This is a genomic window from Pseudochrobactrum albidum, assembly GCF_051851455.1.
Taxonomy (GTDB): Bacteria; Pseudomonadota; Alphaproteobacteria; order Rhizobiales; family Rhizobiaceae; genus Pseudochrobactrum.
Genome location: NZ_JBPVTR010000021.1, coordinates 245,167 through 268,131 on the forward strand (window position 1 = coordinate 245,167; position 22,965 = coordinate 268,131).

Sequence of the window (22,965 nt, forward strand, 5' to 3'; positions counted from 1 at the left end):
CTCAGGCAATAACAGCTTGCTGCGGAAACATCTCTTCAAATTCAGCGCGAATTTCCGCCTCATTGCTCAAATCAGCCTCACCGGCATAAACCTCTGCCAATTCCGCACGCCGCAGGCTGTCTCCCTGCAGATCAGGAACAGCATTGGCAACAGCTATGGTTTCCTGCAGCACGCCACTGCAATGCAAAACAATATCACAACCGGCAGCAATAATATCGCGGGCAATATCATCCAGATTGCCTGACAAGGCTTTCATAGAAATATCATCGCTCATCAGCAATCCGTCATAGTCCAACATATCACGGATCACACAATTGATAACCACAGGCGATAATGTGGCCGGATGCTCCGGGTCGAGCGATTTATAAACAATATGTGCCGTCATTGCCGCCGGCAAATCATCCAGCTGGCAGAATGGCACAAAATCACGGGCGCATAATTCACTTAAAGGCGCATCCACGCTTGGCAGTTCTTTATGGCTGTCAGCAAAAGCGCGGCCATGCCCCGGCATATGTTTCATCACCGGCAGCACGCCACCGGCCATCAGCCCTTCAGCAACAGCATTGCCGAGCACAGCCACCACTTCCGGATCATGGGAATAGGCACGGTTACCAATCACATCATGCGCCCCCTCAACCGGCACATCCAGCACGGGCAGGCAATTGGCATTAATCCCGACACGCATAAGATCAAAGGCATGGAGGCGGCCAAGCAGCCATGCAGCACGCAAGCCCTTTTCCTCATCCTGCACATAAAGCGCGCCAATCTGCGCCGCAGAAGGATAATCAGGTGCGAGCGGCGGGCGCAAACGCTGCACACGCCCCCCCTCCTGATCAACAAAGATCAGGGTTTCTTCGCGCCCGCTCACTTCACGCAATTGTTTGGTCAGCGCCTGCAATTGCGCAATGCTCTCAACATTGCGCGCAAACAGGATAAACCCCCAGGGGCGGATTTTGCGAAACAGCGCCTGCTCCTGTTCCGTCAGCATTGTTCCGGCAAAACCCGTAATCATGGCTTTAAATGTCATTGCGGCAATGCTCCTCGCCTTCTGATGTTACAAACAGGATAATAAGATTATCCCAAAGTTTTAAACTGCATCCTGAAGACTGTGAAACACTTTTCATCAAAACATTACATAATCCCCGGATATAAAAATGCGCTGTGTATCAACGTCAATACACAGCGCATCCAATTTTTGTACTCTGCAAGCGTTACATTGTCGGGAAGCAGCTGCCTCCGGCTGATTTAAGCCGCTCACACAGGGCAATGGCTTCTGCCTTGCTTCCACCCGGAATACGTACACGATAATAGGTACCTTTGCCCGGAATATCCGCTTTTTTAATATCCACACCACGGCCGCCGATAATATTGCCGTAGCGGGCATTGAGATTGGCATAGTTTTTCTGCGCAAGTTCTGCACTTGGCTGAGAAGCCACCTGAATAAACCATGTGCCCGCCGCAATATTGGCAGAGGCCGCCGCCGAGGCAACCTGCTGTGCAGCCTGATTGCGCGCAGGACGCTCCACATTGCCAACCACATTAACCGGCTGCTCTGCAGGGCGCGACGGCACAACAGGGGCGGCTTTCACCTCACGCGGCTTAACCTGTTCGCCGGAGGCTGTAAAAGTCTGTGTCTGCACCACGCGCGGCGCGGCAGCATTTTGCACAGGGGTTTCCGGTTTCTGCGTTGTCAGGCGTTCGGGAACCGCATTCTGGCTGATCAGGCGCGCGGCCTCATCCAGGCCATTATCCGCATTATTCTGTGGGGCATTGTTCTGTGTTGCGGGCGTTTTTGGCGCCTCACCTTCCACAATCGTGCCATCTGCCCGCACAACCATGGTTTTTACAGTGCGCGGAGTAATCAGTTCCCGATCGGCCTCATCTGCCGGCGGCACAGCTGCGCCAAGGGTTGCCGCACCATCATCGGAAGGCAGGCGATCCTCTTCAGCATCCTGCCCCTGAAGCAGGCCAACATCAACCGGCTCTTCTTCCGTATTGATCAGCACTTTTTGCTCTGGCGCAGCCGGCTTGGCACCTGAAACCTGATCATACACAGCTTTATCCTGATTAGGCACCACCATGCCGCCGGGGTTTTCCGGCTGCACTTTTACCGGCTGGGTATCCGCGCGCAGGATTTCCGGCTCTCCGCCGGCAATACCGCCGGATTTGAGCAGATAATAACCACCGCCCGCAACAAGCAAAACAGCTGCGGCTACCGATGCCCAGAAAACCGGTTTGCGCTGCGGCCTGTCTGCATTCTGCGTATAATCGTCGTAAGCCTCATCATCACGGGCAAGATTCTCACCCAGATTATAGGTCTCAAAATCATTCGTCTGTGCGCCTTGCGCAGCCCAGTGATTATAATAATCATCCTGAGAAGCCTGCGCAGAACCCGCAACATTCTGCTGCATGCCGGTTTTATAATTTGCCGCATAGGTTGCCGCAGCGCCAAGCCCTGCCCCTGCAACAGCGGCAGCACCTGCACCGGCAGCAAGACCAAAGCCATTATCCTGAACCGGATCAGTGCTCTGAATCTGCGGCTGATAATCTGCAAAATTATCCTGCAGAATATTTTCAAACGCCTTGTCTGCCTCGCTGGTTGTATCCGGCACAGTATCGGTTACACTGATGGTGCTGAAAATTTCAGCAAATTCCGATTCAAGGCTGTTAAGCCCCGCATCTTTTTCATCATCAAAATTAATCTCAGGAAGATCAAGGGCTTGTGTCTGCTCAACCTTGTTTTCAGCAACCGCAACCACATCAATTTCCGGTGCCGGTTCTAAGCTTTTTGCAGCGGGCTGAAAAGCCGCAGGATAAGCGGTTATCCCTGATTCTGCCTGTAATTGTGTTTCCGGCTCTTCAACCTGTTCTGTAACAGTGTCAGCATAATCACCGGCAGGTTGTATATCTTCATCAAATGAGAAGTTGAAATCATCATTGCTGAAGAAATCCTCACCCGCGCCATCGGCCTCACCGGCAAAAAACTGCGCATCATTTTCCTGATATTCCGGGTTTTCCTGATATTCCGGCTCAAAAGATGTCTTGCTCAGTTCAGGCATTTCAAAGGAGGCTGCCTCAACCGGCGCGCCAGCAGACTGCGCAATACTATTTGCGGATGGCGTTGCAGAGCCAAATTTATAAGTAGAATAACCGCGCACGGCATTGGCGGCCAAAGGCGGAATCACCGGCTCTTGTGCAACAGGTGCCTGTTCCTCAACAACAGGTGCCGGCTCTTCAACCGCAAAAAAATCCTCACCAAGACTGAAACTTTCAGCCGGTATTTCTGCCTCTGCAGCAGCTTGCCCATCATAATCGTCATAAACGTCATAATCGGCATTATCAGCCTCATCAGCCAGATCAGGTAAATCAGACATTTCTACCGGTGTTGCAGCCTGCCTGTCAAACAGATGGTCTTCACGATGGGCAAAAGATTGTGTACCGCGATTTGGCAAACGCGATAAATCCGGCGCTTCAAAAAATTCATCTTCCACCTGAGCTAAAATATCTGCCTCACCGGCATGTGCCGCATCGGGCTCAACCGGCGCAACCGCAGCAGCCGGAGCATCAAACAGGGGCTTAAAATCATCGTCAAACGCCCTTCTGTTGCCCAATGACGGGCGGGACGACGGCGCATCATCCAGCAAAAAGGCCAGTTCATCTTCAAGGCTTGGCCCTGTTTTGTAAGACTGGCTGCTATCATAAGGCTGCGCAAAATTCTGCGGGTTAATTGCTGCCTGATATCCGGACTCTGCCTGCAAACCGGCCTCATCAAATGGCGATGCACCACGCTCTGGCTCAGGCATGGCAAATTCTGCATCATAAGCCGCAAAAGTTTCTGCAACGGGTTCCGGCGCCGGCCTTACAGAAAAAATCGAATCATGTTGTTGCCCCGCATAGGCAGAATAATCAGCCTGTACGGGATAATACGGATCCTGCGCAGGCACATTCTGCACAGTTTTCGCCGCGGGGTAATATGACTCGTCCTCAGCGGGTGCGGCTGTTTCAAAAACCTGCGGCTCGGCAACAGGCTGCGTTTTTTCTTCCGCATAAGCGCGTTGCTGCGGCGCATAGCCGGTAAAACGCGGTTCAATAACTGGTGGCCGCACAAAGCGGCTTTCAGACGTTTTTTCCGGCTCCGCACCAGCCTGCGGCACGATGCCCGACAAATCATTCTGCACAAGGCCGCCTTCAGAAACCGGCAGCTCATCGGTCAGCTCATCGCTAAATCCTGCCGCAAGTTCCGCGTCAAAATCAGCCATCAGCTCACGCTCAAGGCTGATTTCTGAAGAAAAATCACCGGTTGCCGCTGCAGCCGGAATATTGGTATTGCCGGCCGGTTCATCAAAGCCAAAAATGCGCGACAATTCAAACAGCGGATCATTATCCCGCGCCGATTCGTCGCGTATTTCGCTGTGATTCTGATTGCGGCCCGTCACGCTACTGTCAGTCATGGCGTTTTCCTAATTTCAAACGGAGCGCCCGCCGACGTCTCCCTGATATTACAAATATAGCAAGGCAATGTGGGCAAATATTGACAGTAGTTTCTTGTATCCGGCACGAAAAGGCAGCAATTGCGCCATTTCGTGCACGTTTTCCCCTGAACATACGGGCGGTCTGTTAAACCGTCCCGCCCTGTTCAGCGCATTTCTGCCGGAGCATCCGCACCGATAATCGACAATCCGGACGCAAGGACATCAGAAACAACCTGCACCAGCCCTAACCTGGCAAGTGACAAGTTTGTATCGTTAACCTTAATAAAACGTAAGTCCGGGTTATCAGAACCACGATTCCATTGCGAATGGAACGCACTGGCAAGATCATAGAGGTAAAATGCCAGCCGGTGCGGCTCCTGATGAATAGCAGCTGTTTCAATCAGGCGCGGATATTCCGCAAGCTTGCGCACCAATGCAACTTCGCTCTCATCGGTCAGCAATGCCAGATGTTTTGCCAGTTGCGTACGGTCAAAAGCCTCAAGACCAAGCTGTTCTTTTGCCTGACGGAAAACCGAATGCGCCCGTGCGCAGGCATATTGCACATAAAATACCGGATTATCCTTGGACTGCTCCGTTACCTTGGCAAAATCGAAATCCAGCGATGCGTCATTTTTGCGATAAAGCATCATGAAGCGCACGGCATCGGATCCCACCTCATCCACAACATCGCGCAAGGTGATAAACTGCCCCGCACGCTTGGACATACGCACCGGCTCGCCATCACGAAACAGCTTGACCATCTGGCAGATCAGCACCGTGAGCTTGGCCTTATCACCGGCAACAGCCTTGGCCACCGCCTCCAGACGCTTGATATATCCGCCATGATCGGCACCAAGCACATAGATCATTTCCTCAAAGCCGCGATCAAATTTATTTTTGAAATACGCAACATCAGCGGCAAAATAGGTGAAGCTGCCATCAGATTTCACCAAGGCGCGATCCATATCATCGCCCACTTCCGTGGAGCGCAGCAATGTCTGCTCACGGTCTTCCCAGTCATCCGGCAACTGGCCTTTTGGCGGCGGCAGCTTGCCCTTATAGACATGGCCTTTAAGGGTAAGATCATTAATTGCAGTGCGGATCAGTCTGGCATGATCGGCATGCAGATCACGTTCCGAGAAAAACACATCGTGATGCACATTCAGCGAGGCCAGATCATCGCGGATCATTGCCATCATGGCATCAATCGCGCGATTTTTGACCATAGGCAGCACTTCATCTTCCGGCTTTTCCAGCAAAGATGCGCCAAATTCCCTTGCCAGCTCCTTGCCAAGCGGCACCAGATAATCTCCGGGATAAAGACCGGCCGGAATTTCTCCGATATCTTCACCCAGCGCCTCACGGTAGCGCAACATTACAGATCTGGCCACAACATCAATCTGCGCGCCCGCATCATTGATGTAATATTCCTTGGTGACATCAAAACCGGCAAATTGCAGCAAATTGGCCAGAACATCGCCGACAACCGCGCCGCGGCAATGGCCGACATGCATCGGTCCGGTAGGATTGGCAGAAACATATTCCACATTAACCTTGCGTGCGCCCCCCATTTTTGAACGGCCATAATCCGTTCCGGCTGCAAGCATGGCACCAAGCTGCCGCTGCCAGTAATCATCATTAAGGCGCAGATTGATAAAGCCAGGGCCTGCCACATCAACAGAGGCCACATCCGCATCGCCTTTCAGGGCTTCCGCAATTTTTGCAGCCAGTTCACGCGGATTGCTGCCCACAGCCTTGGAGAGCACCATTGCCGCATTGGTGGAAATATCCCCGTGCGAAGCATCGCGCGGCGGCTCAACCCCAACCCGCGACACATCAAGCTTACCACCATCTTTGTTTTTTAAACCAAGATCTTGCAGTGCTTTTTTAATTTTAACATCGAAATCAGCAAAGATATTCATAATCTGTCCTGTCGGAACATGAAATACAGATATTGCCCGCAGTTCACATTCGGTCAATTAAATATCGTGCAATCCGTTACAGCCCTCAGGCTCTGCAAATCACACAATCATGAATGGCAATTTTGCAGCCCGTTTAAGCCAAGTTTGGCGTATGGTCAAACAATCGCCGGTGCTCGCGCATGGCATAATTATCAGTCATACCAGCCAGAAAATCCGCAATCTGGCGGGCAAAAGCCGAAGTCTCATTGCCGGTAATGCCCGCGCGCCAATCTGCCGGCATGGCATCCGGCGCCGCCATATAGGCATCAAACAGGTCTTTAACAACCTTTTCCGCCTCCTTGCGGATTGGCACCACCTTGGCGTTAAAATAAAGATTTTTATAAAGAAAAGCTTTCAGCGTCTTTTCCGCCTGTGCCATTGGCTGCGAAAAACCCACCATCATTTCACTGGCTGCACGCACATCAGCAACATTTTGCGGGTTAAATTTTTTAATCTGTACCTGTGCGTGTGAAATCACATCCTCAACCATGCGGGTGATTTGCCGGCGCATCAATTCATGCCCGCGCCGCACTTTATCAAGATCAGGATAAAAGCGCCGCACCTCCTGCAAAATATCGCGGGTTAAGGGCACTTCCTCCAATTGCTCAAGCGTAAGCAGGCCGGAGCGCAAGCCGTCATCAATATCATGGGCATTATAGGCAATATCATCTGCAATTGCCGCACATTGCGCCTCAAGGCTTGCAAAACCGTCAAGCTCCAGATCAAACCGCTCATTATATTTGAGAACAGAGCCCGGAACCGGCTTACCATCGGAATAAGCACCGGTCAGCGGGCCGTTATGTTTCACCAGCCCTTCCAGCGTTTCCCATGACAGATTAAGGCCATCAAATTCCGCATAGCGTTTTTCAAGCAATGTCACAATACGTAAAGACTGCGCATTGTGATCAAAACCACCATAATCTGCCATTTTCTCATTAAGTGCATCCTCCCCCGTATGGCCAAATGGCGTATGGCCAAAATCATGCACCAGCGCCACCGCTTCTGCCAGATCCTCATCCAGCCGCAGGGCGCGCGCCAATGCCCGGGCAATCTGCGCCACCTCAATAGTATGGGTGAGCCTTGTGCGATAATGATCACCCTCATGGGCGATAAAAACCTGCGTTTTATGTTTCAGCCGCCGAAAAGCGGTGGAATGGATGATCCGGTCTCTGTCACGCTGAAAAGGTGTGCGTGTGCGGCTTTCAGCCTCCGGCACCAGACGCCCGCGCGTCTGCGCAGGATCACAGGCATAAGGGGCGCGTTCACGATAGCCGAAACCGATATTATCCATGTTTCTTCCTGTCATAGGCTGATATGCAAGCTGATCTTTCGTCTGCAATAACACAAGATTATGCACTGCGAAAAGAAAGAAACAATTTTACGCTGCAAAAGGCATTTTTATCCGCCTTGCCGCCATATCTGTTTATATAGCAGCCTGCACTGTAAAATTTATCGTCCCCGCAGCCTGCAGCAATGATTGCACCCCTTGCCCGCCTGCCCTATATTACAGGCATTGACAATATTCTGTGCGGAAATTGAACCGCATATGACACCAAGGTGATAATTATGACAGATATTACTGTCTCTGATGCAGCTGCCAGACGAATTGTTAAAATCCTGCAGAAACAAACCGGCAAATCAGCCCTGCGCATCTCGGTTGAAGGCGGCGGCTGCTCGGGCTTTTCTTATAAATTCGACCTCGTTGATGAGGTAAATGATGATGATATGATCATCGAAAAAGACGGTGCCAAAGTGCTGATTGACAGCATTTCCGTGCCCTATATTGATGGCTCTGTGATCGACTTTGTTGATGATCTTATGGGGCAGTCCTTTCAGATCAATAATCCGAATGTTACCTCATCCTGCGGCTGCGGCGTCAGCTTTGCGCTCTGAGGACAGACAGAATTGATACTGCCGCGGGCGCGACCCGCGGCGTTTTTCTCACATTTAACCTATGGGGATACGTCTTTTGAAAATTGCCACATGGAATATTAACGGCGTCAAAGCGCGTATCGAAAACCTTTTGCACTGGTTGCAGGAATGCCGGCCTGATGTGGCCTGCCTGCAGGAGATAAAATCTGTAGACGATCTTTTTCCGCGTATGGAGATTGAAGCCCTTGGCTATCATGTGGAGACCCACGGGCAGAAGGGCTTTAACGGCGTTGCCATTCTCTCCAGAACCTCACCGGTTGAAGTTAATCGCGGCTTGCCCGGCGATGACAGTGACGAACAGGCGCGTTTTATCGAAGCGGTTTTTACCGCGGGCAAAGGCGTTATCCGCGTGGTGTCGCTCTATTTGCCAAATGGCAATCCGGTGGATACGGAAAAATACCCCTATAAGCTTGGCTGGATGCAAAGGCTGCACGACTGGGCACAAAACCGCCTTGCTCTGGAAGAGCCGCTGGTGCTGGCCGGCGATTATAATATTATCCCGCAGCCGATAGATGCCAAACAGCCGGAAAACTGGGTGAATGATGCGCTGTTTCTGCCACAAAGCAGACAGGCATTCCGCCGCCTGGAAAATCTTGGATTTTATGATGCCATCCGCAATGTCAGTGATGAGCAGATGTTTTCTTTCTGGGATTATCAGGCCGGTGCCTGGCAAAAAAACAATGGCATCCGCATTGATCATCTTTTGCTCTCTCCGGAAGCTGCCAATATGCTCAAGGGAGCGCAGATTGAAAAACACACCCGCGGCTGGGAGAAACCATCCGATCACGTGCCGGTATTGATAGAACTTGACTGCTGAAAATATCTGATAGAAAATTTTAAAATGAATGCGCCCAATAAATAAATGCGCGTAATATTAAGATTACAAGATTGCTGAAACCGCTCTCAAGCCGGAACCTCTCCGGCTTTTATTTTATCGTGCCGCCGGCCAGAGCAATCGCATTACGGCGGTCAGCCTCACCGGCAATGGAAAATGCCTGTTCCTGCATAGCGCGGATCCACTCACAATCCTCATCAGCGCAGCGTTCAAAAGCTGTGGTCAGCATAGCCAGACCACGAACTGTCTTTCCGGCCTGAAACAGCATATTGCCAAGCATGGCCTGCGCATTGGCATTGCCTTTTTTGGCTGCAAGCTGAAACCAGCGCGCTGCCTGCACAGTGTTTTTCTCGATACCATCGCCTTTAAACAGCATCATCCCCAGCTCATATTGTGCTGTGGCATCGCCAAAACTGGATGCAGCCTGCACATAATAATCCACCGCCATATTCGGATCCGCAGCAACCGGCGTATCGGGAATACCGTGCTTCAAATAACGGGCAAGCTGCACAAGCGCACCGGCGACATAAGATTCATTCTGCGAGCCGGGCTCTGCGCCATCATGGACAATTTTTTCAAAAATCTTATAGGCTTCATAATCATTCTCAGGAACACCATCCCCCTGAGCATACATGCTGGCCAGTTTCCAGTTTGCTCCCGGATGCCCCTGATCCGCGGCATAGCGCAGCGCCTTCAGCGCCTCATCCTTGTGGCCGCTTTTAAAAGCTGACAATCCGAATTTGAAAACCTCAAACGGATTGCTCTTTTTACCCCCCGTCTCCTGAATATCAAAGGCCAGCGCGCTGTTGCACACCAGACAGAGCGCAACACCGGCAGCAAAAACAGGATGAGAGACTTTTTTAAGAAACCCGGTCACGGCAGTATTCTTTCATTAGCACTTGTCAAAATAAAGCCTGCACAGGCTTTATCCTTACCATCAACAGAACTACCTGTTTTTTCAGGCAAGATTACGACCCTTTGACCCGATGGTGCAAAAGAGAACTTATTCGAACTGCGCAAATTTAATGCATCACTGCAATTTATTGCATTAACTCGCTGAAATTTTTTATAAAAATAAAATTCCTTCAACGAAGAACCTCAGCCGGAACAAGGGTTGTTTCAACATTTTTCAGGCCGGACTTTTGCCCGCCGCCTTATCGGTGCCCTGCATTTATGGCGGGAAATAGACCAAACCTGCATGACGAACCATAAACCGGATGAAAGATAAATACTGTTACCAAAACAGCACAAACTTATTCCTATATATTAAATTTAGCCCGCATTTGCGGCTTAAAAACACTTTTCTCCGCCCTATAGTTGTCAGCCAGTTTCTGAATATAGTTAAATAAGTCACTACAAATATAAAAATATAACAGGTGCTCTGTCAGGCAGAATCGATTCCCTCAATATTTATTGCCGGAAATTTCGCCTGAAAAATCCACAGAGCCCTTTTTTTCAAGAAAGCGCGCTTTATAGTTGCGCATATGAGAACACCATCCCGCAAATATCTGCCGCAATACCGGCGGCAATCTGTGCGCTTGCGGCGGCGCTATTCTCTGCTGCGCCGCTCCGGTATAGCGACAATGCTTATCCTGCTTGCCATTTATGTACTGATGCAGATCAGTGTACCACATTGGTTCAACACACCAGCGCCACTTCCCCAAAAGGGGCAAAATCATACCGCGCCCCCTGCCATTCTTACCGGGCGCGGCACGGAGCTCTCTATATATGATGGCGATACAATTGCATTGCACGGTCAGCGCATCCGGCTAAAAGGTATGGATACCCCTGAAAACAAGCAAAACTGCAAGGCACATGGCAAAATTTATCCCTGCGGAGATTATGCCACAGCCGCCCTTCGTGAATTGATCGGCAATCAGACCGTTATCTGCATTGCCGAGGGACGTGATAAATATAATCGTATTCTCGCTTTTTGCAGCGCCGGTGAGACCGACCTCAACCGCACGCTGGTGCAACAGGGCTGGGCTGTTTCCTACGGGCTTTATCAAAAGGAGGAAGCACAAGCACGCAAAGCCGGACGTGGTCTTTGGGCAGGCGAATTTGAGCGCCCCTCCAGATGGCGTGCCCAACAGGGCAACCAGCAAACCGGTGCGCAAAACAATCGGCAGCAGCGAAACAACAAAATCAATGATAGCCGGCCATGATTCCTCAATCCGACAAACCAGACAAGAAAGCAACGCTATCTGCACTGCAACAATTGCAGAGCCGGATTGATCAATGCAGAATCTGCCGCGATCTCCCCTTAAACGGCAAGCCTTTGCCCTTTGAGCCTAACCCTGTATGTATTTCCTCTGCAACCGCAAAAATTGCCATATGCGGGCAGGCTCCGGGCATTCGCGTGCATAAAACCGGCATTCCGTTCAACGATCCTTCCGGCGCACGCCTGCGCGAATGGCTGGATGTGACAAGCGAGCAATTCTACGATCCATCCTTATTTGCCATTATCCCCATGGGCTTTTGTTTTCCGGGTTATGACAAACATGGCGGCGATCTGCCGCCGCGCCGTGAATGCCGCCTCACCTGGCACGATAATCTGTTTGCCCTCATGCCACAGATTGAGCTGATTATTGCAATAGGCAGCCATGCACAAACCTATCACCTCAAACGCAATCCCATATATCGGCAATATTTGCAGACGCAATGCAAACCGCTCAATATGACAGAAACTGTGATGAACTGGCGGCGTTATCTGGAAAGCAATCAAAATGCAGGCCCTGCCATTTTGCCATTACCCCACCCCTCATGGCGCAATAGCGGCTGGCTTAAGCGCACCCCCTGGTTTGAAACCGAGCTTTTGCCGGCACTCCGGCAAAAAGTTCATGCGCTCTTGCTAAAAGAAAAATAATTTCTACTATACAGGCATTAGATGGAAATAAATTCTTGGCATTTACGCCAGCTATCATTCATAAGCTATATTGTTCTGCGATAAAACAATTTTGGTCAATTTCAACAAGAACAAACCTGCATTTTATACAAACCGCATCAAACATATAATTTGAACTATTTTCCGGTTGGGCAAAAGAAAACCGCTCCGGCGCTGAATGAGAGGGAATATGGACAGACTAGACAGAAAAATTCTCCGTCTGTTGCAGGAAGATGCAACATTAGCAGTCGCAGATATTGCCAAAAAAGTTGGCCTGTCCACCACACCCTGCTGGCGCAGAATTCAAAAACTGGAAGAGGACGGCATTATCAAGCGCCGCGTTGCCGTGCTTGATCCGGTCAAGATCAATGCCCGTGTTACAGTTTTTGTTGCGGTGCGCACCAGCTCGCACAGCCATGAATGGCTGAAGCGTTTTGCCGAGGTTGTACAGGAATTTCCGGAAGTGGTGGAATTTTACCGCATGAGCGGCGATGTTGATTATCTGCTGCGCGTTGTAGTGCCGGATATTGCTGCCTATGATGCATTTTACAAGCGATTGATCAGCAAAATTGAAATCCGCAATGTTTCATCATCCTTTGCCATGGAGCAGATCAAATATACAACAGAACTGCCGCTGGATTATATGGTTCTGGATAAGGACAATAATTAAAACCTGCCTGAATAACCTGTAACTATTTGCTTTACACTGTTATAAAATTAAAAATGGCACTATTCCTCAAATCAGGAACAGTGCCATTATTTCCGGTAACATTTTAAAATCATAGACTATAAATGGTTGAAAATACGGATACGGACTTTTATCCGACCCGTCCGGCTGATGACTCGGAAAATATAACTGGAAGTAAAGTCGCTACCGGTATTTTATAGATTCATCATAAAAAAATTAATGCATCACACAATCGCAATTTCTTGCAGTTATGATTTTTTTAAAAAAAGCCCGCACAAGGCGGGCTCTGATTTCATCAATAGTTTTATCAGGCAGAGACATTCAAAGCTGCATCCTTAGCGGTAGCCATACCCGTATGGCATTGTGCGGCAGCCTTTACCACGCCGGTCGCAAGGGCCGCCCCAACACCGCTGCCAAGGCTGATATCAAGATCAAGCAATGGCTTTTTGCCCATTTTTTCCAAGAGAAGCCGATGCCCTTTTTCCGGAGAGACATGTGAAAACAAGCAATGATCCAGTGCAGAAACATTCATAACATTCAGGATAGCAGCCGCTGCACCCGCCACATAGCCGTCAATAATAACCGGAATTTTTTCTGCACGTGCAGCCAGAATTGCTCCCGCAATTGCCGCAACTTCACGTCCGCCAAGCCGGCGCAACACTTCCAGCGGATCGCGCAAATGACCATCATTCAAGGCAACGGCCTTTTTCACCGCAGCAATTTTTGCCGGCAAAACAGTTTCATCTTCACCAGCACCCGGGCTTACCCAGTCTTCCGCCTCTCCGCCAAACAAAGCCAGACAAATTGCCGCTGCAATCGTTGTATTGCCGGCCCCCATCTCACCGATACAAAGCAGATCTGTACCGCCGGCAATAGCCTCCATGCCAAAGGCCATGGTTGCGGCACAGGTGCGTTCATCCATGGCGGCAGAAACAGTAATATCAGCGGTTGGATGTTCCAGCGCCAGATCAAAAACCTTCAGTCCCAGATCATTGGTTATACAGATCTGGTTGATAGCAGCGCCGCCTGCGGCAAAATTATTGACCATTTCCATGGTCAATGCTTGCGGCTGCGTGCTCACGCCCTGCGCCAGCACACCGTGATTACCGGCAAAAATTGCCACCAAAGGGCGCATAATCTGCGGCTTGGCCTTGCCGCTCCAGGCTGCAAGCCATTCTGCAATTTCTTCCAGCCGCCCCAGCGAGCCAAGCGGTTTGCTTAAAAGAGCCTCGCGTTCACGCACAGCCGCGCCGGCAAATTCACTTGCTTCAGGAAGCTGACTGATCAGCTCACGAAAATCATCAAATGGCAGTCCGCTGGTATTCACGTGTCTCAATCCATTCATCTGGTAAAAATTTTTAAGGCTGCTATACGCTCTACCCGCCGTTTTTCAAAGTACTGAAAGATGAAATTATTGTGCCTGCCACCCAAAGCCCCCATATAGGGGCCATTATTAAACCCGATCCGGCATTTCAGGAACAAAATTTTATGAACCGTTTATTCTGGCTGATTATCGCTGCAATGGCCGCGCTCCTGCTCATTCTCATGATAAATGATAAGAACGGCACCACTCTCGGCCTTGCCAATGACGATTTTGCCAATGCTGCATATATGAGTATTTTCGGGCTTATTGTGGCTTCCGGCCTGCTCGGCTCGGGTATTGCGCTCAGCCATGCCATGCGCAATATTGCAATCTGGGCGGTGATAATTCTTGGTCTTATCACCGGCTATCAATATCAATATGAACTTGCAAATATTGCCAGCCGCATCACCGCCGGCCTGATACCGGCCACAGCCATCAGCGGCAATAATGCCGATGGCACGCAAACCGTCAGCATTGGTCAGTCTGCCAACGGGCATTTTGAGGTGAATGCCCTTGTCAATGACCAGCGCGTGCATTTTCTGGTGGATACCGGCGCCTCCGCCATTGTGCTTTCACAGCAGGATGCCGAAAAAGCCGGAGTTGATACCACAAGCCTCAGCTATACTATTCCGGTCAGCACGGCCAATGGCCGCACTATGGCCGCTGCTGTGCGCTTGCAGGAAATCAAAATCGGTAATATTACCCGCCATAATATGCGTGCGCTGGTGGCACAACAAGGGCTTTTAACCGGCAGCCTGCTCGGCATGAATTTTATGAACAGCTTAAGCAGTTATACGGTGCAGCGCGACCGCCTGATTATGACCGACTGACAAAATGGTAAAACAGCAACCTGCCTTTATTATCCTGCTGGTTTTAAACAAGATGTAAGAAGACGACTGTGACAAAAAAAACGAAACTTTACTCTGCAAAGACCTTTTCCATCGCGCCCATGCTCGATTGGACAGACAGGCATTGCCGTTTTTTGCATCGTCTCCTCACCCGTCACACGCTGCTTTATACGGAAATGGTGGTGGCTGATGCCGCCATTCACGGCAAGCGTGAACGTTTGCTTGGGTTTTCTGTTCAGGAGCATCCGGTTGCCCTGCAACTTGGCGGTTCAGATCCTGCAAAACTCGCCGAAGCAGCCAAAATAGGCGAATCCTATGGCTATGACGAGATCAATCTCAATGTTGGCTGCCCGTCTGATCGGGTGCAATCAGGCGCTTTTGGTGCCTGCCTGATGTTAACGCCGCAATTGGTGGCAGATTGCGTTGCAGCCATGAAACAGGCAGTCAAAATTCCGGTAACGGTAAAATGCCGTATCGGCGTGGATGATCAGGATCCGGAGGCCGCTCTGTCTGCACTCGCCCGCATGGTGATTGCGCAAGGCGCTGATGCCCTGTGGGTTCATGCCCGCAAAGCCTGGCTGCAAGGTCTCTCACCAAAGGAAAACCGTGATATTCCCCCGCTTGATTATGAGCGCGTTTACCGGCTGAAACAGGATTATCCGCAGCATTTTATTGGTATTAACGGCGGCATAACCAGTATGGAGGCCGCAGCCGGCCATTTGCAGCATACAAATGGCGCGATGATGGGCAGAACCGCCTATCACACCCCGATGATATTGCGCGATGCGGATCGCCTGATATATGGCGATGAAACCGCACCATTGCCGATGGAAACAGTGCTGGATGCCATGTGCGATTATGCCGACCGGCACATTGCGGAAGGCGGCCGTCTTGCCCATATCACCCGCCATATGGTGGGGCTGTTTCAAGGGCAGGCAGGCTCAAGGCGTTGGCGGCAAATTCTCTCAACCGATGCCACGCGCAATGACGCAGACAGCAAAACCATCCGCAAAGCCTATCAGGTGATGTGTGACACAGCCGCCGAGGTGGAAGAAAATAACACCATCCGTGCAGAACAGGCAGCGCAATAATTTTCAAACCGTTCAACTATAACCATGGCAGTCCCTGCCCCATCTATACCACAAGGCAGTCCCTGCACCGTCTATACCGCATGACAGTCCCTGCCGGTGCGGCAAAAATTGCGCCTTTTGATCAACAAAAGCAGAAAAAGCTGCAATTTGCAGGCCGGCAAAAACCGGATTTAGCTCACCCTGGTGCCGCAGCGCCATACTGAGCGCACCACCGGAACATCGTCAACCGCATGAACACGCACCACATCTGCGCGCAGATTTTCAGCAATCGCACCACGATCTGTCAGCCCCACGGCTCTGGCCGGATTTATGCTGACCATGCGGATAGCCTGCGGCAAATCAATATGCTCCACCACATGCGCCAGATTGAAGGCCGCCTGCAACATGCTGAAAGGGATATAATCTGATGAAATAATATCCAAATAGCCCTTCTCCGCCAGTTCCAGCGCCGAAACATTGCCGGAGTGAGAGCCCCCGCGCACCACATTAGGCCCGCCCATCATCACGCCGATACCATTGGCATGTGATGCAGCAGCGGCGGTGACAGTTGTGGGAAACTCCGCAACCCTCACACCATGCATAACCGATTCATCGACATGAGCCTGTGTTGCATCATCATGGCTGGCCAGCATAATGCCATTGGCATGGCAATATTCAGCAATCAAGGCGCGGTTTTTAGCGGAATTGCGCTGTGATTCACCAATACGGCGTGCGCAATAAGCCTGATAATCGCTTTCGCTGAGCTTATTTTTGCGCATAAAATAAATGCGGTAGGATTCCATATCCGGAAACTGCCGCTGCCCTGGTGCATGATCCATCAATGAGGCAAGCCGCACGCCGGCGGCACCGCGCAGCCGCTCAAACGCACTCATACAATCATTGGAGGATACCTCACAGCGCAGATGCAAATAATGCTCTGCCCGCAGGCGTCCCTTGCTTTGCGCGGCCTGCAAAGCATCGGCCAGCAACACCATATCCTCAATCACCACCTCACATTCGCCGTCATGGCCAACGCGCAGGGCATCAAACACCGTGGTAATACCAGAAGCGGCAATCTGCGCATCATGCGCCTGAATGGCGGCAAGCGGATTCCAGCGCACTTTCGGGCGCGGGGCATAATGGCCTTCCAGATGGTCGGTATGCAGTTCCACCAGCCCGGGTATAAGATAATCACCCTCCATATCCTTACCGGAAGCGGAAATGCCCCTGTCAATGGCTGCGATCCTGCCATCACGCATCACAACAGTGCCGGTGATAACCTCATCCGGCAACACAATCTGCGCATTGGTCAAAATGGTTTCTACTGTCTTCTGTACCGGAACGGACATATCTTCCCTTAAAATCTTCAGCATCTGATCAACCGGTAGCCTCAGCTGATAATTTACCACTCATCTGCACAAAGGCAGCCTTATTTTCAGTAACGGTTCTGCCCGTCAGCGGATGGAGGGAATGCACTTCAAAAGCCGCGCCTGATTCTGCCTCGGTAAACAAAGCAAGATTGTTAATTTTAACCGGCTCATTGAGCACTGGCGCAAAAAACTCCTCCAGAATATTACGCACTTGTGCCTGTTTTTCCTCAGCCACTGCGCCTGTCAGCGTCATATGAAAGCGAAACTGTTCAAAAACATAAGGATAACCCCACTGATCCAGATTGGCGCGGTGCACAGCATCAAGCTTTTCCGGTTTGCGCCTTGCCAGCTCCGCCTCATTGAGCGGCGCGCGAAAACGCTCGAAATGCACCACCACATCATTGGCAAGCTGTTGCAGCGCGGCACAGGGCTCCGTGGGAACCAGCGCAAAAAACGGCCCGATCTGTGCTATTTTCAGTGGCGGCAAATATACAGGCTGATAGCCGGATGCAAAATGCATCATTGCCGATAAAAGATGATGCTCTTCATAATCTTCATGCAGGCGAAACGGCGCCTTAAGCGTTGCATGAAAACCATAACGGCGCGGCTCCTGCGTGAGTGCGCTGATCTCCTCGCAATTCATATCCGCCAATCCCGGGCCTGCCGGCGCCGGCCTGCGCACCACCATACCGTTAAATGCATTGCGCCCCAGCCAATTGGCGGCCACACGCAGCAGCGGATCATGGGCAGGAGGTGTGAAATAAATAGCGTAACGCATAAAAATCCCTTATTGCTGATTGCGGCAGAGAGCGGCTGCATTTTCACCTTACAGAATAAAGGCTGCAACAGAATATAAACCATACAGATCCGGCACAAGTCAGCCCTGCAATCGGGCATTTTATAGCTGCATAGTCCGTATCTATTATGACAGAATTCTGAAAAACCGCTCTTTTGCCTGAAAAAACACAATTATTTTGCCGAATAGCTCATAAAACCTATGCAGATGCCGGACGCGGCTAACATAGTGATGATCAACAATAACCATAGCTGCAATAAATTTCAGCCCCAGACAGCCTGCGTCAGGGTCATCCATAATGCCAGTGTCAGGGCAGAAACCGCTGTGGCCAGCACCATAGAGGCAGAAGACAACCCCTGCCCCACACCAAAGCGGGTGGCAATAAGATAGGAATTAACCCCGGAAGGCAAAGCCGCAGCGGCAACGGCCACTTTGGCAGTGAGCGGCGGCACGCCCATAAGCCAGGCCATGGCAAAAACCACGGCAGGCATGAGCAAAAGTTTAAAGGAGGCATTCACGCCGGCGGCGAATATATTGCCGGTAACACCAAATTTCTTCAGCCCCATTCCCATGGCAAACAAAGCCAGCGGCCCTGACACATCAGCCAGTATTGAAACAACCTTCATGGCAGGCTGCGGAGGATACCAGCCGATAAGGCGCAACAGCCAGCCTGCAAGAATGCCAATCACCAAAGGGTTGCGCAGCAATGAGCTGAAAAATTTGGCCGTGGTCTGCACAAATCCGATTTCACCGCTGATAATGCCATCCTTACGCAGTGCCCATTCATTCAAAATCAGGGAGGCTGCCATCATCAGCGGCATATGCACACTGATGATCAGGGAAATGAGCACCAGCCCCGCCCCGCCGTAAACGCTGAGAATCAACGGCATGCCAAGAAAGACAAGATTGGAGAAAGCGCCGGTTACACCGGCCACCACGCCGGCCCGCCTGTCCCGCCCGAAGATCCGGCGAATACCGCAATGCGCCGCAGTCCACGTAACAACAACGCCTGTAAAATAAACAAGCCACAATGTCACAGGATCGCCAGAGCTGAAATCTGCCGTCAAAATAGTGCGAAACAGCAAAAGCGGAGTAGAAACCGTAAATACAAAATCGGCCAGACCATCACCGGTAGCAGCACTCAATATGCGAAAGTGCGCCAATATATATCCCAGCATGATAATGCTGAAAATAATAGCAATTATACCGGCAAGCCCCATGATCCCCGCACTTCCTGCCTGATTTCCTTATTGCAGAGCCCCGCTGCCAAACTAAAAAAATAATTTAAGAACAGATTTTATTCCGCAATTTTCTTCTTTTGCATTAGCGAGTTGCAAAATGATTGTAAATCGTCAAACTCTTGCTAATTTGTTCATAATTATGCGCAATATGAAAAATCATAACGGCAAAACTGTCATTCTGCTTTACATCTCACCGTAAAAACAGATATGGCCAAATAATCTGAGCCTGCACAGGGGCTTACTTAAAAAGGAATTTCATCTTTCCCTTTTGGGTGAAAAACGATAGACACGCCCTGATTGAACAACATGCCTGTTGGTATCGGGCTTGATACAAGGATTATCAAATTGTCCTCAACATTTGACAAAGTAGCTGATATTATTGCAGAAACCAGCGAGATTGATCGCGCTTCCATCACCCCTGAAAGCCATACAATTGATGATCTGGGCATCGACAGCCTTGATTTTCTTGATATCGTTTTTGCTATCGACAAAGCTTTTGGCATTAAGATTCCGCTTGAACAGTGGACACAGGAAGTGAATGAAGGCAAAGCAGATACAGAAGAATATTTTGTTCTGAAGAATCTCTGCACCAAAATCGACGAACTCGTCGCTGCCAAACAGGCCTGATTCAGTTAAACTGACGCGCAATACAGATTATAGATCATGTTGCGCGTCTTTTTACACACAGAGGCAAGAGGTTTTGCAGAGGCAAGAGTGTCCTGTAATATGATGATCCGTCACAAAACATTGATTGCCGCTTGATGCGGCTTTTGTCATTCATAAATATAGTTGCGGATTTCTTCCGGATAGCCAGCCCCGGATAGCCAGCCCCGGATAGCAGCCACTGCAAATATGGCCTTTGGGAAAGTTACGACCAAAAATCAAGCGAGCAGCTCATGCACAGCAAAAAAGTTCTCATCACCGGCATTGGCCTCATCACGTCTCTTGGAGAGGGTGTGGATGCCCATTGGTCTGCCCTGTCAAAAAAGGGAGCGCAGCCGAAGCTCGATACAGAGAATTTCGCGCCTTACACCGTGCATCCGCTCGGAGAAGTTGACTGGTCGCAACAAATCCCCAAACGCTCCGACCAGCGCCAGATGGAAACCTGGCAAAGGCTTGGCACTTATGCCGCCGGCCTTGCACTGGAAGATGCCGGCATCAAAGATGATGAAAATCTTTGTGCAACCATGGATATGATTGTGGGCGCCGGTGGCGGCGAACGCGATATTACCGTGGATACGCAAATTCTGGCTGAGGCGCGCGGCAACAATCAGCCGGGTGAACTGCTCAACGAAAAGCTTTCTACAGAATTGCGCCCCACCCTGTTTCTTGCCCAGCTTTCCAATTTGCTCGCCGGAAATATTTCTATTGTTCATAAGGTAACCGGTTCTTCCCGCACCTTCATGGGGGAAGAAGGTTCAGGTATTTCCGCGGTTGAGACCGCAACAGCGCGCATCCGCACCGGCCAGAGCACCCATGCGCTTGTCGGCGGTTCCTATAATGCCGAGCATTTTGATATGCTGCTTGGCCATGAACTTGGCGGTTTTCTCAAATCTGACGGCTGGGCTCCGGTCTGGAAGCGTGAGGGCTCGGCAGGCGGCGGCATGATCACCGGCTCAGGCGGTATTTTTCTTGTTCTTGAAGAGGCAGAACATGCCAAAGCGCGCAATGCGCGCGCCTATGGTGAGATTGCCTCTATTACCAGCGGCCAGATCCGCCGCAGCAGCCAGGATTTAACTGCCGCTGTTTGCGAATTGGTGGAAGATAACAGTTTTGTTGTTAGCGGCGCTTCCGGTGTCCATCAGCCAACCAGCGCGGAAAAAGCGGCGCTTTATGCCAAAAACGCCAGTTATCGCGGCATTTCCGACCTGTTTGGCCATATGCGCGAGGCGCAGTTTCCGCTGGTGCTGGCACTGGCTGCACTCAGCGTATGGAAGGGCGAAGCCTTTGCCCCGCTCTCTGATGATGAACCTGCGCATAACGGCGCAATTGAACGCGCTATTGCGCTCACAGTCGGAGCCACCCGCTCCGAGGGTGCAGCCATTATTACCAAAGCCTGATCACCGGTTACAATATCCGGAGCATTTCCGGTTTAATCTGAATCATAAAAATGCTCTGTTTTTTGGTTTTTACGCGTATCATATCCGAAAACCGTTTCACACTTTCCGGGATACGTTCCAGAGGTCTACATGTCAAAATTTACCGATCATCTCGGCCGTCCTTTAGTTGCTATTACCGGTGCTGGCGTGGTTTCGCCGCTTGGCACCGGCAAGGAAGATAATTGGAACGCCCTTTCCGGCGGGCAATCCGGCATTCATACCATTAATCGTTTCCCGACTGAAAATCTCAAAACCCGCATTGCCGGTACGGTGGATTTTTTGCCGGAAAGCACAATCGGTGCATCGGCCTTATCTGAAAAACTGGCGCGTCTTGCAGGCGAGGAAGCCATTGCCCAGTCAGGCCTGCCTGTTCATGATTTTGGCGGCCCGCTTTTTCTGGCAGCCCCGCCTGTTGAACTTGACTGGAAAAGCCGTTTTGCGCTCGATGCTCTGGTGAAGGATAAGGGAGCGCCAAGCTACCAGTTGCTGCTGGAAGCATGCCGCGCCAATCCGCGTATGGAAGAGTTCAACACCACGCAATTTGGCTATATTGCCGAGCGTCTGGCAGATAATTTCGGCACGCGCGGCCTGCCTGTTACCATGTCCACGGCCTGCGCATCAGGTGCCACAGCCATTCAACTGGGTGTGGAGGCCATCCGCCGCGGCGAGAGTGACCGTGTTTTGGCTATTGGCACAGATGGCTCTGTTTCCGCTGAGGCGCTGATCCGCTTCTCACTGCTTTCGGCTCTCTCCACCCAGAATGATCCGGCGCATAAGGCTTCCAAACCGTTCAGCAAGGATCGTGATGGCTTTGCCATGGCTGAAGGCTCCGGCGCATTGGTGATGGAATCGCTGGAAAGCGCTATTGCCCGTGGTGCAAAAATTCTCGGTCTTCTCAAAGGCTGCGGCGAGAAGGCAGATGATTTCCACCGCACCCGCTCCAGCCCTGATGCCTCACCAGCCATTGCAACCGTGCGTGCGGCGCTGGCCGATGCCGGTATGACCATTGACGATATCAGCTATGTCAATGCCCATGGCACATCCACACCGGAAAATGACAAGATGGAATATCTCACATTATCATCCGTTTTCGGCGACAGGCTCGGCTCCGTGCCGGTCTCATCCAACAAATCAATGATCGGGCACACGCTCACTGCTGCCGGTGCTATCGAGGCCGTATTCTCGCTTCTCACCATCCGGACAGGTACATTGCCGCCAACCATTAATTACGACAATCCCGATCCGGCAATTGCGCTTGATGTGGTGCCAAATGTAAAACGAAATGCCAATGTCACCGCTATTTTGTCGAACTCCTTCGGCTTTGGCGGCCAGAATGCCAGCCTTGTGGTTGCAGCGCCGTAAGTTCAGCGCACAATCTTATCACGGCAATACCGGCACTCAATATA

General features: G+C 51.0%; 19 protein-coding genes. 10 read left to right on the top strand and 9 right to left on the bottom strand.

Features of this window, described 5'->3' with window-relative positions; all coding sequences use genetic code 11:
* Nucleotide 1 precedes the first annotated feature (1 nt).
* From nagZ to ACSTTO_RS06930, 4 genes are all read right to left on the bottom strand, one after another.
* Nucleotides 2-1,027 (bottom strand): beta-N-acetylhexosaminidase, encoded by a 1,026-nt coding sequence (nagZ, locus tag ACSTTO_RS06915; protein WP_439272419.1) that lies wholly within the window; start codon nucleotides 1,025-1,027, stop codon nucleotides 2-4.
* A 184-nt stretch (nucleotides 1,028-1,211) separates the two neighbouring features.
* Complete coding sequence (locus ACSTTO_RS06920) at nucleotides 1,212-4,451, bottom strand: SPOR domain-containing protein (RefSeq protein WP_439272420.1); 3,240 nt, start codon at nucleotides 4,449-4,451, stop codon at nucleotides 1,212-1,214.
* A gap of 185 nt (nucleotides 4,452-4,636) precedes the next feature.
* Entirely contained in the window at nucleotides 4,637-6,394 is a 1,758-nt protein-coding gene (argS, locus tag ACSTTO_RS06925; protein ID WP_439272421.1) for an arginine--tRNA ligase, read from the bottom strand.
* 133 nt (nucleotides 6,395-6,527) lie between these two features.
* Nucleotides 6,528-7,739, bottom strand: coding sequence for a deoxyguanosinetriphosphate triphosphohydrolase (locus ACSTTO_RS06930; RefSeq protein WP_439272422.1), 1,212 nt, complete (start codon nucleotides 7,737-7,739; stop codon nucleotides 6,528-6,530).
* A gap of 260 nt (nucleotides 7,740-7,999) precedes the next feature.
* Here ACSTTO_RS06930 and erpA point away from each other — a divergent pair, with 260 nt between their 5' ends.
* A complete protein-coding gene (erpA, locus tag ACSTTO_RS06935; RefSeq protein ID WP_439272423.1) occupies nucleotides 8,000-8,326 on the top strand; it encodes an iron-sulfur cluster insertion protein ErpA in 327 nt (108 codons plus the stop codon).
* A gap of 76 nt (nucleotides 8,327-8,402) precedes the next feature.
* Nucleotides 8,403-9,182, top strand: coding sequence for an exodeoxyribonuclease III (xth, locus tag ACSTTO_RS06940; protein WP_439272424.1), 780 nt, complete (start codon nucleotides 8,403-8,405; stop codon nucleotides 9,180-9,182).
* Nucleotides 9,183-9,291: 109 nt separating this feature from the next.
* Here xth and ACSTTO_RS06945 read toward each other — a convergent pair whose 3' ends face one another.
* The gene (locus ACSTTO_RS06945; RefSeq protein ID WP_439272425.1) at nucleotides 9,292-10,077 is read right to left on the bottom strand and encodes a tetratricopeptide repeat protein; all 786 of its coding nucleotides are present in this window, start codon (nucleotides 10,075-10,077) and stop codon (nucleotides 9,292-9,294) included.
* A 607-nt stretch (nucleotides 10,078-10,684) separates the two neighbouring features.
* Between ACSTTO_RS06945 and ACSTTO_RS06950 the strand changes: the two genes are divergently transcribed.
* The 3 genes from ACSTTO_RS06950 (at nucleotide 10,685) to ACSTTO_RS06960 (ending at nucleotide 12,754) form a co-directional block, all read left to right on the top strand.
* Nucleotides 10,685-11,365 carry a thermonuclease family protein gene (locus ACSTTO_RS06950; RefSeq protein ID WP_439272426.1) on the top strand — a complete coding sequence of 227 codons (681 nt, stop codon included), beginning with the start codon at nucleotides 10,685-10,687 and terminating at the stop codon, nucleotides 11,363-11,365.
* Nucleotides 11,362-12,066 carry a uracil-DNA glycosylase family protein gene (locus ACSTTO_RS06955; RefSeq protein ID WP_439272427.1) on the top strand — a complete coding sequence of 235 codons (705 nt, stop codon included), beginning with the start codon at nucleotides 11,362-11,364 and terminating at the stop codon, nucleotides 12,064-12,066. The genes ACSTTO_RS06950 and ACSTTO_RS06955 overlap by 4 nt, the downstream gene beginning before the upstream one ends.
* Nucleotides 12,067-12,274: 208 nt before the next feature.
* Nucleotides 12,275-12,754 (top strand): Lrp/AsnC family transcriptional regulator, encoded by a 480-nt coding sequence (locus tag ACSTTO_RS06960; protein ID WP_439272428.1) that lies wholly within the window; start codon nucleotides 12,275-12,277, stop codon nucleotides 12,752-12,754.
* A 325-nt stretch (nucleotides 12,755-13,079) separates the two neighbouring features.
* On the opposite strand, the gene cobT is transcribed toward ACSTTO_RS06960, so the two are convergent.
* The gene (cobT, locus tag ACSTTO_RS06965) at nucleotides 13,080-14,099 is read right to left on the bottom strand and encodes a nicotinate-nucleotide--dimethylbenzimidazole phosphoribosyltransferase (protein ID WP_439272429.1); all 1,020 of its coding nucleotides are present in this window, start codon (nucleotides 14,097-14,099) and stop codon (nucleotides 13,080-13,082) included.
* A 161-nt stretch (nucleotides 14,100-14,260) separates the two neighbouring features.
* Here cobT and ACSTTO_RS06970 point away from each other — a divergent pair, with 161 nt between their 5' ends.
* Together ACSTTO_RS06970 and dusA are read left to right on the top strand one after the other, a co-directional pair.
* Nucleotides 14,261-14,965, top strand: coding sequence for a retropepsin-like aspartic protease family protein (locus tag ACSTTO_RS06970; protein ID WP_439272430.1), 705 nt, complete (start codon nucleotides 14,261-14,263; stop codon nucleotides 14,963-14,965).
* A gap of 68 nt (nucleotides 14,966-15,033) precedes the next feature.
* The gene (gene dusA, locus ACSTTO_RS06975; protein WP_439272431.1) at nucleotides 15,034-16,074 is read left to right on the top strand and encodes a tRNA dihydrouridine(20/20a) synthase DusA; all 1,041 of its coding nucleotides are present in this window, start codon (nucleotides 15,034-15,036) and stop codon (nucleotides 16,072-16,074) included.
* 170 nt (nucleotides 16,075-16,244) lie between these two features.
* Here dusA and ACSTTO_RS06980 read toward each other — a convergent pair whose 3' ends face one another.
* From ACSTTO_RS06980 to ACSTTO_RS06990, 3 genes are all read right to left on the bottom strand, one after another.
* On the bottom strand, nucleotides 16,245-17,402 hold the full coding sequence (locus ACSTTO_RS06980) for an alpha-D-ribose 1-methylphosphonate 5-triphosphate diphosphatase (protein ID WP_439272432.1): 1,158 nt from the start codon (nucleotides 17,400-17,402) through the stop codon (nucleotides 16,245-16,247).
* 28 nt (nucleotides 17,403-17,430) lie between these two features.
* Nucleotides 17,431-18,201 carry a DUF1045 domain-containing protein gene (locus ACSTTO_RS06985; protein ID WP_439272433.1) on the bottom strand — a complete coding sequence of 257 codons (771 nt, stop codon included), beginning with the start codon at nucleotides 18,199-18,201 and terminating at the stop codon, nucleotides 17,431-17,433.
* 281 nt (nucleotides 18,202-18,482) lie between these two features.
* Nucleotides 18,483-19,439, bottom strand: coding sequence for an AEC family transporter (locus ACSTTO_RS06990; RefSeq protein ID WP_439272434.1), 957 nt, complete (start codon nucleotides 19,437-19,439; stop codon nucleotides 18,483-18,485).
* 366 nt (nucleotides 19,440-19,805) lie between these two features.
* Between ACSTTO_RS06990 and ACSTTO_RS06995 the strand changes: the two genes are divergently transcribed.
* The 3 genes from ACSTTO_RS06995 to ACSTTO_RS07005 all read left to right on the top strand — a co-directional run bounded on the left by ACSTTO_RS06995 (nucleotide 19,806) and on the right by ACSTTO_RS07005 (nucleotide 22,921).
* Nucleotides 19,806-20,087 carry an acyl carrier protein gene (locus ACSTTO_RS06995; RefSeq protein ID WP_439272501.1) on the top strand — a complete coding sequence of 94 codons (282 nt, stop codon included), beginning with the start codon at nucleotides 19,806-19,808 and terminating at the stop codon, nucleotides 20,085-20,087.
* 269 nt (nucleotides 20,088-20,356) lie between these two features.
* On the top strand, nucleotides 20,357-21,520 hold the full coding sequence (locus ACSTTO_RS07000) for a beta-ketoacyl-ACP synthase (RefSeq protein WP_439272435.1): 1,164 nt from the start codon (nucleotides 20,357-20,359) through the stop codon (nucleotides 21,518-21,520).
* Between the two features lie 129 nt (nucleotides 21,521-21,649).
* Nucleotides 21,650-22,921, top strand: coding sequence for a beta-ketoacyl-ACP synthase (locus ACSTTO_RS07005; RefSeq protein ID WP_439272436.1), 1,272 nt, complete (start codon nucleotides 21,650-21,652; stop codon nucleotides 22,919-22,921).
* Nucleotides 22,922-22,965: the final 44 nt, after the last annotated feature.